We start from the raw sequence: 14,522 nt of genomic DNA, 5'->3' as shown, positions 1-14,522 counted from the left end.
GAACACGAAGGAGCACACTCGATGAAGAGTGAATTCTGGTCCGCGAGGAGGAAGTCACGGCTCGCCGTGGCGTCCTCGCTGACGGCCGCGGCCGTCGTCTCGGGGCTCCTGGTGGCCGGCGGCAGCCCGGCGACCGCCGCCACGGGCTGCAAGGTCACCTACACCGTCAACCAGTGGGACACCGGGTTCACCGCGAACGTCGCGGTGACCAACCTCGGCGACGCCGTCTCCAGCTGGGACGTCCAGTGGGACTTCGCCGGCAACCAGCAGGTGCAGCAGGGCTGGAGCGCCACGTTCAGCCAGTCCGGCAAGCACGTGAGCGCGAAGAACCCGTCGTGGGGCGGCAGCCTCGCGTCGAACGCGACGGCGAGCTTCGGCTTCAACGGCTCGTACTCCGGCACGAACGCCGTGCCCACGTCGTTCACGCTGAACGGCGTCGTCTGCGACGGCACCACGGGCGGGCCGTCCACCACGCCGACGACGCCCACCACGCCGACCACCCCGACGACGCCGACGACCCCGACCGGGCCGACCACGACGCCCCAACCCGGGACGCACGTGGACAACCCGTACGCCGGCGCCAAGGGGTACGTGAACCCGGACTGGTCGTCGGAGGTGTCCACCGCGGCCGCGGCCAAGGGCGGCACGCTCGGCGCCCAGATGGCCAAGGTGGCGAACACCTCGACGGCGGTCTGGCTCGACCGGATCGCCGCGATCGCGGGCACGTCGAGCGCCCGCGGCCTGCGCGGCCACCTCGACGCGGCGCTGGCCCAGGCGAGCGGCGGCACGCCGGTGACGATCCAGATCGTCGTCTACGACCTGCCCAACCGCGACTGCGCGGCGCTGGCGTCCAACGGCGAGCTGCAGGCCGGCACGGACGGCCTGGCCCGCTACAAGAGCGAGTACATCGACCCGATCGCCTCGATCCTGTCCGACGCCAAGTACGCGCCGCTGCGGGTCGTGGCGGTCGTCGAACCCGACTCGCTGCCCAACCTGATCACCAACACCGCGACGGCCAAGTGCGCCGAAGCGCAGTCCACCGGCGCCTACACCCAGGGCATCCAGTACGCGCTGAACAAGCTGCACGCGATCTCCAACGTCTACAACTACCTGGACATCGCGCACTCGGCGTGGCTGGGCTGGGACAGCAACTTCGGCCCGTTCGTCAACCTGGTCAAGCAGGTGCTGCAGGGCACGACGGCGGGGGTGAACAGCATCGACGGCTTCATCAGCGACACGGCGAACTACACCCCGCTGACCGAGCCGAACCTGCCGGACCCGAACCTGACCGTCGGCGGGCAGCAGCTCAAGTCGGCGACGTTCTACCAGTGGAACCCGTACTTCGCCGAAGTCCCGTTCGCGACGGCGATGTACAACGCGTTCGTCGCCGCGGGCCTGCCGAGCGGGATCGGCATGCTGATCGACACCTCGCGCAACGGCTGGGGCGGCGCGGCCCGGCCGAGCGGCGCGTCGGGGTCCACTGTGGACAGCTACGTCAACTCGGGCCGGATCGACCGGCGGCTGCACCGCGGCAACTGGTGCAACCAGAGCGGCGCGGGGCTGGGCGTGCGGCCGACGGCGTCGCCGGCGGCGCACTTCGACGCCTACGTCTGGATCAAGCCGCCGGGTGAGTCCGACGGCGCGAGCTCGCAGATCCCGAACGACGAGGGCAAGGGCTTCGACCAGATGTGCGACCCGACGTTCCACGGCAGCCAGCAGGCCAACGGCGGCAACCTGACCGGTGCCCTGCCGAACGCCCCGCTGTCGGGCAAGTGGTTCGAGGCCCAGTTCGAAGAGCTGGTCCAGAACGCCTACCCGCCGGTGTCCTAGCAAGACTCCCGGGCCGGGCGGTGCCGCGCAGCCGCCGTCCGGCCCGGGTCTCCACCCTCACGCGAGATCCTTGCGGAAACTGAGCCGGTCCAGTCCCGGCCCGTCGTAGTCGGGCTGGACCGGCAACCCCTCGAACTCCTTCGGCCCTGGTTCGGTGACGAACCCCATCCGGGTGTGGAACGCGTGCGAATCCTTGTTCACCGGCGACGTGATCGCCCGTACCACCGACCGGCCGTTTTCGCGGCTGTAGGCGAAGAAGCGCTCGTACAGCGCCGCGCCGAGGCCCTTCCCGCGCTCGGCGGGGTCGACGCCGACGAAGTGGATGTAGCTCTCGGCGGGCCGCGACGGCGACAGGAAGCCGATCAGGAACGCGATGATCCGCTCGTCCGCCGTCACCAGGAAGCTGCTGCCGGAGAAGTGCTGGAACATCAGCTTCGGCAGCAGCAGCGCCCGTTGCCGGCTGCCTTCTTCGCCGCCCAGGCCACCCCACCAGCGGTCGAGGACGGCGAGCACCGGCAGGTGGTCGTCCGGCCCGGGACGACGGACGGGGTGGCCGAGGAGCGGGGGAAGCGTGGTCATGCCGGCCACTCTGCCCGGTGGGCCGGCCCGGGACGACCGGATTTCGCCCCGGGCTCAGGGCACCACCCGGCGCACCCCGATCAGCACCTGCTGCCAGACGGCGTCCGGGTCGGCGCCTCGTTCGACCGACTTCAACGCGGGCGCGACCACGTCCTCCTGGATCTTGCCGTCGCCCGGGCCCTTGTACTGCGGCTTTCCGACCTTCCGCGCCTGCGCGACGAAGACCTGCCCGCTCAGCGCGCCGCCGAAGTAGCCGTTCATCTCGCTGAGCAGGTCGGGGGAGGTGAACGCCTCGACCTGGCTGGGGAACGTCCCGCTCACCCGGAACGCGTGCAGCTGCTGCTCCGGCGCGGTCAGCCAGGCGGCGAGCGCCGCGGCCTCACGCTGGTGCGGGCTCGCGGCCGGGACCGTGAGGTAGGAGCCGCCCCAGTTGCCGCCGCCGTCCGGGAACGCGTCGGTGATCGCCCACTTGCCCGCGTTGCCCAGCCCGGCCTGCTGCTCGATGACGCCCAGCATCCACGCGGGACAGACCTTCGTCGCGAACGAGCCCAGGCGCAGGCCGTTGTTGCCGTCGTCGGCGAAGGCGGTGAGGCCGGCCGACTGCCCCTGCTTCACGGCGGTCGTGACCTGGTCCCACGCGGCGCGCAGCGCGGTGTTCGTCTCGAGCGTCGGGTGGTCGTCGCGGTCGAGGTAGCCGACCGGCAGCTGGTTGACCATCGCGTTGAAGTTCTGCGCCGCGGAGTCGAACCAGGCCTTGCCCTTCGTGCGCTTGACGTACTTCTCGCCGGCCGTGAAGTAGCTGTCCCAGGTGGCGAACATCGTCTTCACCGAGCCGGGGTCGGTCGGCAGCCCGGCGGCCTCGAGGAAGTCCTTGCGGTAGCACATGGCCAGCGGGCCGATGTCCGTGCCGTAGCCGACGAGCTTGCCGTCCTTGCTGCGGCCGGCTTCGTACTTCCACTCCAGCCAGCGGCCGGGCTTCACGTCGGGCGGCCCGACCTCGGCGAGGTCGGCGAACTTCCCGGACTGCGCGAGGACGTCGGCGAGGTGGCCTTCCTCGACGGCTTGGACGTCCGCGAGGCCCTGTCCGCTTTGGAGCTTGGCCAGCAGGTCCTGGTGGTACGGACCGCCCTGCTCGGTCCGGACCTGGGTGACGGTGATCCCGGGGTGGGTGAACTCGTAGCCGGGGATCAGGTCGTCGTAGCCGAACTCGCCGAACGTCGCGAGCGTCAGCGTGATGCGCTCCGGCGTGCCGGGGCCGCAGCCACCGGTCAGGACGAGCAGGACCACGGTGACGGCGAAGGCCAGCCGTCTTCGGATGGATTTCATGCGCACTCCTCACTCCCTCGTGATTGGGAGCGCTCCCGGACGGAGTCTCGGTTCCGGGTGCGGCGGGTGTCAAGGTGCGCGACGGCGGGTGTCCGCGCGGACACGGAAGGGGTCCGATGAAGCGTCCGACGATCACCGACATCGCGCGGGAGGCCGGCGTGTCCAAGGGCGCGGTGTCCTACGCGCTCAACGGCAGGCCGGGGGTGTCCGAGGAGACCCGCCACCGGATCACGCGCATCGCCCGCGAACTGGGCTGGTCGCCGAGCAGCGCGGCGCGCGCGTTGTCCGGCGGTCGCTCCGGGACGATCGGCCTGGTGCTCGACGGGCCGGCGGAGGTGTTCTTCCCGGCCCTGCTCGACGGGTTCTCGCAGGAGCTGCTGCTGCGGGTCGCGGTCGGGCACGAAGCAGCGGTGGCGGTGTACCGCCGCTGGCGGGCGGAGCGGAAGGTGGACGGCGTGCTGCTGACGGGTCCGGACTGCGCGGCGGAGGTGGCGCGGATCGGGTTGCCGGCGGTGGTGCTGGGCGGACCGGGCGGGTTGCCGGAGGCACCGTCGGTCCGGGTGGACGACCTGGCGGGAGCGGCGGAGGCCCTGGAGTACCTGGCGGCGCTGGGACACCGGCACGTGGTCCGCATCCCGGGGGCGCCGGCGTTCGCGGACGCGGGGGAGAGGGAGGAGGCGTTCACCGCGGTGGCCCGCCGGCTCGGGTTGCGCGGTGCGCGGACCGCGGGGGTGCGGGGGATGGCGCAGCTCGGTTGCGGTGGGGGTACGGGGGAGGGGGAAACCTGGGCTGTCGGGTCGCGAGGCCTCGGTGCGGCGCGACGTGGTGGAGGTGCTGGGCAGGCGGCAACTCCGATCAGCGGCTGGGTCGACGATCCTTGGCGCCCCGGTGTCTGGACCGGGCCTGCGAGCGGCCAGGTCCGCGGCACCCGGCTGCCGGCCGGGATGTGGTCTGTCGGTCCCGAACCCCTCGCCCGTCCCGTCGCCCTCCCCGCCGAACCCTCCGCCGAAGCCGTCCGTCGCCTCCTCCTCGCCGACCCCCGGCCCACCGCCCTCCTCTGCGACACCGACTCCCTCGCCGTCGCCGCGCTCGTCGCCGCGCGGGAGCTGGGCCTCTCCGTCCCCCGGGACCTCTCCGTCGTCTCCTGGGACGACTCCGACCTCTGCCGGCTCGTCCGGCCCGCCCTCTCCGCCGTCCGGCGGCCGCTCGCCGAACTCGGTGCGCTCGCCGCGGCCATGCTGCGGGACCTCGTCGCCGGGGACGACGTCGCCGATGTCTGTGCCTCGCGGCCACGGCTGATCACGCGCGGCAGCACCGGCCCCGTCCGGTGAACGCGGAACGGGGCCGGTGCCGCGGCGCCTCAGCTGCCCTGGCAGGTCACCGACGGCTGGGCCGGGTTCGACCCCGACGCGTTCACCACCAACCCGAACGTGGTGGACCCGTCCGGGGCGACGCGGCCGTTCCAGTCGGCGTTGCGGACCGTCACCGTCGACCCCGACTGGCTCAGCGTCCCGTTCCACACGCTGCCGATCGTCTGACCCGACGGCAGCGTCCAGCCCGCCTGCCAGCCGCTGTAGGCCGCGGTGCCGTGGTTCATCACCGTCACCGTCGCCTGGTAGCCGCCGCTCCAGGTGTTCGTCACCTCGTACATCGCCATGCACGAGCCGTCCGGCGGGGGCGGGCTCGTGGGCGTCGTCGGCGTGGTCGTCGGGCTGCCCGGCTGGTGCACCCCGGTGACTTCGCCGTGCCCGCCGTCGAACGTCACGTCCGAGCAGCCGTAGAACGTCTCGGCGCTGTCGGAGCGCTTCCACACCGAGTAGATGATGTGCCGCCCGGACTTGTTCGACGGCAGCGCGCCGGTCCACTTGTACTGCCCGTCGACCGTGCCGACCTGGCCGGTCACCGCCGGGTGGTCCACGGTCAGGAAGGGCTGGTCCTCCAGGGAGTCCCAGGTGAGCGGCTTCGACGGATCCCAGCCGTCCTTCGTCACGTACGTGTAGAACCAGCCCGGGTGCGCGGCCCACGCGTTGTACGAGAAGTCGAACGACGCCCCGGCGGTCAGGTGCGTCAGCGGCCAGTCGCCGACCTGGTCGAAGCCGGCGTAGCCGGGGTTGCCGCCCGAGCACAGCTTCCCGTCCGGGATGAACCCACGCGTGCGGCCGGCGCCGTCGGAGCGCAGCACGGCGAACCAGTTGTACAGCGAGTTGGCGCCGCTGGTGTTCACCGCGGCCGCGCAGGCCGGGTTCTGCGGGATGATCTGGCCGGTCGAGCTGAGCCCGTCCTGCCAGCACAGGAACGTCCGGCTGCCCGGTTTCATCATGGCGCCGTGCGCTTCGGCGGTGCCGGTGTTCAGCAGGACGGCGGTCAAGCTCGCCAGCAGCACGGTCACGGCGGCGAGGATCGTACTTCGTCTCCTGGTCACGTCAGTCCCTTCGTCGGGTAGCGTGCGTCGAAGACTGGGAGCGCTCTCACGATCAGGATACGCGGCGGTGGTCACTTCCGGAACATCCCGCGGTGACCGGGGCCGGCGCCGTGGCCTACGTTGGCGCAAGGCCGCCGGATCACCGAGAAAGGCAGAGAGTGGACATTCCCTCATCGGTTCCCGCGTGGGTGCGCGCCGAGCCCGCCCGGCTGCTCGGGTTCGCCGCCCGCGCGGCTCGTCCCGGCGGCGGTTTCGCCTGGCTCGACGACGCCGGTGGCCCCGTGCTCGACCGGCCCGCCGAAACCTGGATCACCTGCCGCATGACGCACGTCTTCGCGCTCGCGCAGCTCCAGGGGGCCGGCACCGAGGCGCAGGTCGCCCACGGCGTCGAAGCGCTGACCGGGCTCCTGCGCGACCCGGACCACGGCGGCTGGTATGCGTCGACAACGTTGTCAGAGAAGCGCGCCTACGAGCATGCCTTCGTCGTCCTCGCCGCCTCGAGTGCCGTGGCCGCCGGCGCCGAGGGTGCGGGAGCACTGCTGGCCGACGCCCTCGACGTCGTGGAGCGCCGGTTCTGGGAACCGGGTCCCGGCCGCGTCGCCGACGTCTGGGACCGCGGCTGGACGCACCTGGAGGACTACCGCGGCGCCAACGCCAACATGCACACCGTCGAGGCGTTCCTGGCCGCCGCCGACGTCACCGGCGACGGCGGGTGGGCCGGCCGCGCACTGTCCATTGTGGAACACCTGGTGCACGGCGAGGCCCGCGCCCACGGCTGGCTGCTCCCGGAGCACTACGACGCCGGCTGGCACGTGCGCCTGGACCACAACCGCGCCGAGCCCGCCCACCCGTTCCGGCCCTTCGGTGCCACGATCGGTCACCTCTTCGAGTGGGCCCGGCTGGCCGTGCACCTCAAGCGCGCGCTGGGGACGGGCGCGCCGGAGTGGCTGGTGCCGGACGCGGAGGCGTTGTTCGCGACCGCGGTCCGGCACGGCTGGGCCGTCGACGGGCACCCGGGATTCGTCTACACCACCGACTTCGCCGGGACGCCGGTCGTGCGCACCCGCCTGCACTGGGTCGTGGCGGAGGCGATCGCCGCCGCGTGGACACTGCACCAGGAGACCGGCGAGCCGGCCTATCTCGACCGGTTCCGGGAGTGGTGCGACCACGCCGAGGCGTGTTTCGTCGACCGCGAGCTCGGTTCGTGGCACCACGAGCTGGACCCGGAGAACCGCCCCGCGGCGGCCGTCTGGGCCGGCAAACCGGACGTCTACCACGCCTACCAGGCGACGCTCCTGCCCGCGTTGCCGCCCGCCGCGTCGTTCGCCGGCGCGCTGATCACCCGTCGCTAGACTGCGCGGACCCCTGCCGACGAGGAGAACCATGTCGCCTTACGCCGCCGCCGAAGCCCGGTACGCGGACATGCCGTACCGGCGCGCCGGGCGCAGCGGGCTGAAGCTGCCCGCCGTGTCGCTCGGCCTGTGGCACAACTTCGGGGACGACAAGCCCCTCGACGTCCAGCGCGCGGTGCTGCGCCGGGCGTTCGACCTCGGCGTGACGCACTTCGACCTGGCCAACAACTACGGCCCGCCGCCCGGCGCGGCCGAGGCGAACTTCGGCAGGCACTACGCCGCCGACTTCCGCCCGTACCGCGACGAGATCCTGGTGTCGTCGAAGGCCGGCTACCTGATGTGGGACGGCCCGTACGGCGAGTGGGGCTCGCGCAAGAACCTCCTGGCCAGCCTGGACCGGAGCCTCGCCCGCACCGGACTGGACCACTTCGACATCTTCTACTCCCACCGCCCGGACCCCGAAACGCCGATCGAGGAGACGATGGGCGCCCTCGACACCGCGGTCCGCTCGGGGAAGGCGCTTTACGCGGGCATCTCGAACTACTCGCCGGAACAGACGACGGCCGCGCTGGCCGCGCTCGAGGAACTCGGCACACCGCTGCTGATCCACCAGCCGTCGTACTCGATCCTGAACCGCTGGGTCGAGGACGGCCTGCTGGACACCCTGGACGAGCACGGCGTCGGCTCGATCGCGTACTCGCCGCTGAGCCAGGGCCTGCTGACCGACCGCTACCTCGACGGCGTCCCCGCCGACTCGCGGGCCGCCGGCGCCAGCCCGTTCCTCACGACCGACCGGCTCACCGAGGACACTCTCTCCACGATCCGAGCGCTGAACGACGTCGCGAAGCGGCGCGGCCAAACGCTGGCCCAATTGGCCATCGCGTGGGTGCTGCGCCGCGGCCGCGTCACCTCCGCGCTGATCGGGGCCAGCAGCGTCGCCCAGCTCGAGAACACCGTCGCCGCCACGAAGAACCTCGAGTTCACCGACGACGAGCTGGCCGAGATCGACCGGCTCGTCGCCGGCTAGCAGCCGATCCGGGCGGAGCCCAGGGCCACGTCGTCGAACCACAGCGTGTCGGCGTCCCCGCCGTAGCTCTCCCAGCCCAGCCGGAAGTCGGTGACCGCCGGGTGCCAGGCCCGGGCGAGCCACTGCTGGTCGACGTCCGGGGTCGGGACGCCGTCGACGACGAGCCCGGGCACCTCGGCGGAGCCGAGCCACGTCCGCAGCTGCCCGGCGGCGCCGTCGATCGCGAACTCGAAGCAGGACCAGGTGCCGGTCGGCAGCGGAACGCTCTGGGCGACGCCGGCCGGGCTCTGCGCGGGCAGCGTCGCGTCGTCGGACTCCCGGTTCCACTGCAGCGCCCGGTTCTGGCCGCCGGCCCGCAGGTCGCGGCCGCCGTCCGCGCTGTCGCGCAGGGCCATGAAGGTGACGTGCCCGGCGGGCAGCGCGGTGGTGTGGCGGACCCAGAAGCGGCCGTACAGCACACCGGAACCGGGCACGCTCGTGCCGAAGAAGGCGTGGTTGCAGTAGCCGCCCCCGCCGGTGACCTTCACCGAGCGGGCGCCGGAGTGCGCGACCGCGGTGTCGACGCCGACCGTGCCGGTGCCCTGGCAGTTCGCCGCGCCGACGGTCCAGCGGCCGCCCGGCGCGCTGCCGGTCTGCTGCTCGAAGTCGTCGCAGATCGCCGCGTCCGCGCACCCGGCGGGCGGCGGCGTGGACGTCGTGGTGGTCGGCGTGGAGGGGGTCGTCGTGGCCGGGGGAGCGTTGTCGCCGCAGGCGACGCCGTTGAGGGCGAAGTCCGTGGGATCCGGGCCGCTGGACGTCCCCTGGAGGCCGAACGAGACGGTGCCGCCGGCGGGCAGCGAAGCGTTGTAGGGCAGGCTCTCCGCGGTCACGGCGGTGCCGGACTGGCGGACGGTGGCGTTCCAGGCGGACGTGACGGACTGGCTCCCGGCGTAGTGCCAGGTGAGCGTCCAGGACGAGAGCGCGGTGGCGCCGTTGGTCACGGTGATCTCGGCGGTGAACCCGGTCTGCCACTGGTTGACGCGGTAGCCGACCGAGCAGGCCGGTGCGGCGGTGGCCGGGCCGGCGGCGACGACCGCCGTGGTGCCGGCCGCGGCGAGGCAGAATCCGGCGAGGGCGGCGGCGAACCTGTGCATCGGGGCCTCCCGGGACGCGGAAAGGGGCGCCGTGGCTCGCACCACGGCGCCCCTGGGTGGTGGCCGCGTTCTGTCGAGGCGACCTGGCATGGGAGCGCTTCCAGCCGCCGGAAAGGTAACCCCGGTGTGTCTTCGTTGTAAAGCGCGACCCGGACGCGGGCCGATCCGGTGGTCCGTTTCCGCGATCTTCGGGGTGCCGGCCGGGAACTGAACGCTCCTGAACGGCCGAAGCCGTTGGGCGGCAACGGCTCTTCGTCGTCGCGCTGTGCCACCCGCCGGTACTGCCCGATGCCGCCGTTCGAGTGGAATCCGGGAATCCGGGCCGAAGATCGCCGCGGGGTTTACAGCGGTGGGACGGCCCGGGTACTGTCCACCGCTGCTGGGAGCGCTCTCACGGATTGTCCTGTCCCAAGGGAGTGATCGATGCGTTCCGGACCAGCACTGCTCGGCGCCCTCGGTGCGCTCGCCGTCGTCGGCGCGACGACCGCGTTCACGCTCGGCACGCCTTCGCCCGCAGCGGCGGCGACGGCCTGCGAAGTCGGCTACACGGTGAACGACTGGGGAAGCGGTTTCACCGCGAACCTCACGCTGAAGAACCTCGGCACGGCGCCGCTGTCCGGGTGGCGGATCAGCTACACCTACGCCGGGAACCAGCAGCTGCAGCAAGGCTGGAACGCCACCTGGGCGCAGTCCGGCCAGACCGTCACGGTCACCCCGGCGACCTGGAACGGCACCATCGCCCCGAACGCGTCGGTCAGCGCCGGGGCGAACTTCGGCTACAGCGGGGCCAACGCGGCGCCGGCGTCGTTCAGCGTCAACGGCGAACCCTGCGGCGGCACCCAGCCGCCGACGACCACGCCCACGCTGCCGACGACCACCACGACGCCGACACCGCCGCCCGGCGGCGCGCCGCAGCTGCACGTCTCCGGCAACCGGCTGGCCGACGCCGCGGGCACGCCGGTGACGCTGCGCGGGGTCAACCGTTCCGGCGGCGAGTTCGCGTGCGTGCAGGGCAACGGACTCTTCGACGGCCCGATGGACGCGGCCTCGGTGGCCGCGATCAAGAGCTGGCACGCCAACGCCGTGCGGGTGCCCTTCAACGAGGACTGCTGGCTGGGGCTGTCCGACGTGGACCCGCGGTACGCCGGTGCCACCTACCGCGCGGCCATCAAGTCCTATGTGGACCTGCTGCACCAGAACGGACTCGTGGCGATCCTCGACCTGCACTGGACCCACGGGGTCTACACGGGCAACTCCTCGGCGTGCGGCGACGTGAACGCCACCTGCCAGAAGCCGATGACCGGCACCGAGCACTCGGTCGACGTGTGGACGTCGGTCGCGAACACGTTCAAGGGCGACAACGCGACGATCCTCGACCTGTTCAACGAGCCCTACCTCGACCGCGCGGTGTCCGGCTCGGCACAGGCGTGGACGTGCTGGCGTGACGGCGGTTCGGCGTGCCCCGGCATCGGCTACCCGGTGGCCGGCATGCAGACCCTGGTGAACGCGGTGCGCGCGACCGGCGCGACGAACGTCGTCATGCTCGGTGGTCTCGCCTACTCCAACGACCTCACCGGCTGGCTGCAGTACCAGCCGAGCGACCCGGTGGGCAACCTGGTCGCGTCCTGGCACTCGTACAACTTCAACACGTGCAGCTCGTCGTCCTGCTGGGACAGCCGGCTCGCGCCGGTCGCGGCGGCCGTCCCGCTGGTGGCCGGGGAGATCGGCGAGAACGACTGCGCGAGCGGGTACGTCACCGGCCTGATGGACTGGCTCGACCGGCACCAGGCGTCCTACCTCGGCTGGACGTGGAACACCTGGAACTGCAGCACGGGGCCGGCGCTGATCACGTCCTACGACGGCACCCCGACGGCGTTCGGCGCGGGCATCCGCGCGCACTTCCTCGCCGCGGGCTGACGGACCGGCGGTGAGGACGGGGCGGCGGTTCCTCCGCCGCCCCGTTCCCGTTCCGCCGTCAGGTGGTCGCGCAGACCTTGCCGTTGAGGCTGATCGCGGCGGGCTTCCCGTTGGTGGCGCCGGAGGTGCCGGTGAAACCGAACTCGGCGCTGCCGCCCGCCGGGATCGTCCTGTTCCACCCCGCGTCCACCGCGGACACCGCCGCGCCGGTCTGCGTCACCTGCGCGTTCCAGGCCTGGGTCACGCGCTGGCCGTCGGCGAAGGACCACGTGACCGTCCAGCCGGACACCGGCGCCGTCCCGGTGTTCCCGATCTTCACCCCGGCCTGGAAACCGCCCTGCCACTGGTTCGTGACGGTGTAGGCCGCCGTGCACGACGACGGCACCGGAGTGGTCGTGGTCGTCGGAGGAGCAGACGTGGTGGTGGTCGTGGGCGGCGGCTGGTCACCGCCGGAGTCGCCCACGATCACGCCTCGCCCGTTCGTGCCCACGTACACCCGGCCGTACACCCGTGGATCCCCGCTCAGCGCCGCCCCGATGTTGCCGTACTGGTGCTGGTCGTCGTTGATCCGCGTCCACGACGCCCCGGCGTCGTCCGACCGGAAGATCCCGCGCACCCCGCCGATCTTCGCGATGGTGTATAACGCCGGATACGTCCGGCCGGAAGCGGCTTTGCCGAACCCGATGTTGTCGGCTTCGGTGACGCCGGTCAGTTTCGTGAAGGACGCTCCGGAGTCCGTGGAGTGCCACAGACCGTACGTCGACCCGGATCCGCCGGCCAGCCAGACGTCCCCGGCCGCGCCCGGTACCGCCTTGAAGTGCACCGAGCCGCTGGGCAGCCCGGTCGCCGCGGTGGCGGTGAACGTCGCGCCGCCGTCGGTGCTGACGTAGAACCGGCCGGAAGCGAACCCGTAGAACCGCTTCGGGTCCACGCGGTCGGCCTCGACCACCGCGCCGGCGGGGATGCCCGCGGACGCCGTCCACGACGAGCCGAAGCCCACGGAATAGCTGACCCCCGCGCCGTCCGGGCTCCACACGAAGCGGCTGCCGTCAGCGGCCGCGGCCACCGTCCCGCCGCTCGCGCCGCCGCCCGGTTCGGCACCCTGGAACCAGTTCCTGCCACCGTCGGTGGAGAAGGCGACGCGGTTGTCGTTCGGCCGGGCGCCGCGGTCGAGGGTGCCGACGCGCACGATCGTCGCCGGGGTCAGCTCGGCGTAGTCGAGGCTGGTGGTCGTCGTGAACACCGGCGAGGTGAACATCGTCGACGGGACCGCGTCCAGGCTGTCGTGCCGGAACCCGCCGATGTCGCCGAGCCCGGAGAGCAGCGGCGCGCCCGACGGCGGGCTGATCAGGTCCAGCACCGCGGTCTCCTCGAGGCCGCCGACGACCGGCTTGAGCGTGATCTTCCCCCCGCTGTCCCACTTGGTCAGGTCGGACGTGCCGTAGATGGTCGCGCCGGTGCCGTAGAGCAGGTGGTTCGAGTCGAACGGGTCGATCTCGACCGACTCGGTCATCCAGCCGAGCTTCGGAGACGGCACCGGGGGAGCGGGCTGGGTGCCGAAAGTCAGCCACGGCACCGAAGAGATGTCCTGCGTGTACCTCAGCGATCGGTCGGGGTAGCTCGTGAAGTCCCAGATCCGCGTCCACGACGCGCCGCCGTCGGTGCTGCGGAAGAAGATGACGTCGGGCCACCACGACACCTGCGTGGCGACCATCAGCGTGTTCGGGTGCTGCCGGTCGATCGTCAGGCCGCTGTAGCCGAAGTAGTCGTCGGTGCTGTCGGACGGGATCGGGCTGATCCGCGTCCACGCGCCGGTCTTCGTGGCGTACTTCCAGACGTCGCCCTTCGCGCCGTCGTAGGGGCCGCCGGTGTCGCTGGTCGCGAGGTAGAGGTAGCCGCCGACCGGGTCGAGGACGCCCTTGTGCGCCAGGAACCCGGTGGGCTGGCCGGCCAGCCGCGCCCACGTCGTGCCGCCGTCGGTGCTGCGGTAGACGGTGTTCGCCTTGTCCGCGACGCCGACGTAGATGGTTTGCGTGGTGCTGCCGCGGGTGCCGGTCGACGGGTCGAACGTCACCCAGGTGACGCCCTCGTTGTCGCTCTGGTAACCCGTCGTGTCGCTGGGATCGGGCGCGTAGTTGCCGGGGTTCGGGAACGCCGTCACCTTCGCCCACGTGACGCCGGAGTCCGTGCTGCGCCAGAGCCCGTTGCCGCTGGGCGCGCCGAGGTAGAGGACGCTGTCGCGGTTCGGGTCGATCGCGAGCCGCTCGCCCATGCCGCGGCCCGGCATGTTGCCGCCGAGCTTGAACGGCAGCGCCGAGGCCTGCCAGGTGGCGCCGCGGTCGGCCGAGCGCAGGACGGCGCCGGTGTTCGGGTCCCAGCTGTTGGTGTACATCCCGGCCGCCGCGTAGACCCGGTTCGGGTCGACGGGGTCGGTGGCCAGGCTGACCACGCCGTTGTGGCCCCAGTCGGTCCAGCCGACCGAGTCCAGCAGCGGGATCCAGCGCCCGGTGGCGGGGTTCCAGCGGTACGCGCCGCCGATGTCGGTGCGGGCGTAGGCGAGGCCGGGTTCGGCCTGGTTGAAGACGATGCCGGGGACGAACCCGCCGCCGCCGATCTCCGCGTTGCGCCACGTGTACGCCGCGGGCGCGGCCGGGGAAGCCGGTGCGCCGACGGTGACCGCGACGGCGACCGGCATCAGGGCGGCCAGCGTGTACGCGAGCAATTGTCTCGGTGATCGGGAACGCGTGCTTCGCACGTTTGCCTCCATGGGTGGACCGGTAGGAGGCTGGGAGCGCTTTGCGAAAAACCGTAAACCAGGGCCGCGACCAGGTCAAACCCTTCGACGATTTCGCCCCGGCGATCCGTCCACAATGGATTTCGTGAACCGGTGGAACCGGCCGGGCGTGTCCATTGTGTACCGATTCGGGGCCGGAAAG

At 72.0% G+C, this 14,522-nt stretch carries 10 protein-coding genes; 5 read left to right on the top strand and 5 right to left on the bottom strand.

The genetic code is table 11. From position 1 onward, the window contains the following. Positions 1-21 precede the first annotated feature (21 nt). Entirely contained in the window at positions 22-1,830 is a 1,809-nt protein-coding gene (locus AB0J40_RS45765; protein ID WP_364466662.1) for a glycoside hydrolase family 6 protein, read from the top strand. 57 nt (positions 1,831-1,887) lie between these two features. On the opposite strand, the gene AB0J40_RS45760 is transcribed toward AB0J40_RS45765, so the two are convergent. Then, complete coding sequence (locus tag AB0J40_RS45760) at positions 1,888-2,409, bottom strand: GNAT family N-acetyltransferase (RefSeq protein WP_364466660.1); 522 nt, start codon at positions 2,407-2,409, stop codon at positions 1,888-1,890. A gap of 54 nt (positions 2,410-2,463) precedes the next feature. After that, on the bottom strand, positions 2,464-3,735 hold the full coding sequence (locus AB0J40_RS45755; protein ID WP_364466658.1) for an ABC transporter substrate-binding protein: 1,272 nt from the start codon (positions 3,733-3,735) through the stop codon (positions 2,464-2,466). 116 nt (positions 3,736-3,851) lie between these two features. Between AB0J40_RS45755 and AB0J40_RS45750 the strand changes: the two genes are divergently transcribed. Next, on the top strand, positions 3,852-5,066 hold the full coding sequence (locus tag AB0J40_RS45750) for a LacI family DNA-binding transcriptional regulator (RefSeq protein ID WP_364466656.1): 1,215 nt from the start codon (positions 3,852-3,854) through the stop codon (positions 5,064-5,066). Between the two features lie 29 nt (positions 5,067-5,095). Here AB0J40_RS45750 and AB0J40_RS45745 read toward each other — a convergent pair whose 3' ends face one another. Next, positions 5,096-6,124 (bottom strand): lytic polysaccharide monooxygenase, encoded by a 1,029-nt coding sequence (locus AB0J40_RS45745; RefSeq protein ID WP_364466654.1) that lies wholly within the window; start codon positions 6,122-6,124, stop codon positions 5,096-5,098. A 191-nt stretch (positions 6,125-6,315) separates the two neighbouring features. Here AB0J40_RS45745 and AB0J40_RS45740 point away from each other — a divergent pair, with 191 nt between their 5' ends. Then, positions 6,316-7,509, top strand: coding sequence for an AGE family epimerase/isomerase (locus AB0J40_RS45740; RefSeq protein WP_364466652.1), 1,194 nt, complete (start codon positions 6,316-6,318; stop codon positions 7,507-7,509). A gap of 31 nt (positions 7,510-7,540) precedes the next feature. Beyond that, complete coding sequence (gene mgrA, locus AB0J40_RS45735) at positions 7,541-8,536, top strand: L-glyceraldehyde 3-phosphate reductase (protein ID WP_364466650.1); 996 nt, start codon at positions 7,541-7,543, stop codon at positions 8,534-8,536. Here the strand turns inward: mgrA and AB0J40_RS45730 are convergent. Next, complete coding sequence (locus AB0J40_RS45730) at positions 8,533-9,669, bottom strand: cellulose-binding domain-containing protein (protein WP_364466648.1); 1,137 nt, start codon at positions 9,667-9,669, stop codon at positions 8,533-8,535. The two genes, mgrA and AB0J40_RS45730, sit on opposite strands and share 4 nt — an antisense overlap. Positions 9,670-10,092: 423 nt before the next feature. Between AB0J40_RS45730 and AB0J40_RS45725 the strand changes: the two genes are divergently transcribed. Then, complete coding sequence (locus AB0J40_RS45725; RefSeq protein WP_364466646.1) at positions 10,093-11,586, top strand: cellulase family glycosylhydrolase; 1,494 nt, start codon at positions 10,093-10,095, stop codon at positions 11,584-11,586. Between the two features lie 58 nt (positions 11,587-11,644). Here the strand turns inward: AB0J40_RS45725 and AB0J40_RS45720 are convergent, their stop codons facing one another. Then, a complete protein-coding gene (locus tag AB0J40_RS45720) occupies positions 11,645-14,341 on the bottom strand; it encodes a cellulose binding domain-containing protein (RefSeq protein ID WP_364466644.1) in 2,697 nt (898 codons plus the stop codon). Between the last annotated feature and the right edge of the window lie 181 nt (positions 14,342-14,522).

Origin of the sequence: Amycolatopsis sp. NPDC049691, from assembly GCF_040675005.1 — a bacterium.
Lineage (GTDB): Bacteria > Actinomycetota > Actinomycetes > Mycobacteriales > Pseudonocardiaceae > Amycolatopsis.
Note: the sequence above shows the minus strand (reverse complement) of the source record. Positions and strands in the feature narration are given on the sequence as shown.

Bases quoted from the DNA above. Each gene is read 5' to 3' on its own strand.
- AB0J40_RS45765 (WP_364466662.1), top strand. From the start codon at position 22: ATGAAGAGTGAATTCTGGTCCGCGAGGAGGAAGTCACGGCTCGCCGTG.
- AB0J40_RS45760 (WP_364466660.1), bottom strand. From the start codon at position 2,409: ATGACCACGCTTCCCCCGCTCCTCGGCCACCCCGTCCGTCGTCCCGGG.
- AB0J40_RS45755 (WP_364466658.1), bottom strand. From the start codon at position 3,735: ATGAAATCCATCCGAAGACGGCTGGCCTTCGCCGTCACCGTGGTCCTG.
- AB0J40_RS45750 (WP_364466656.1), top strand. From the start codon at position 3,852: ATGAAGCGTCCGACGATCACCGACATCGCGCGGGAGGCCGGCGTGTCC.
- mgrA (WP_364466650.1), top strand. From the start codon at position 7,541: ATGTCGCCTTACGCCGCCGCCGAAGCCCGGTACGCGGACATGCCGTAC.
- AB0J40_RS45730 (WP_364466648.1), bottom strand. From the start codon at position 9,669: ATGCACAGGTTCGCCGCCGCCCTCGCCGGATTCTGCCTCGCCGCGGCC.
- AB0J40_RS45725 (WP_364466646.1), top strand. From the start codon at position 10,093: ATGCGTTCCGGACCAGCACTGCTCGGCGCCCTCGGTGCGCTCGCCGTC.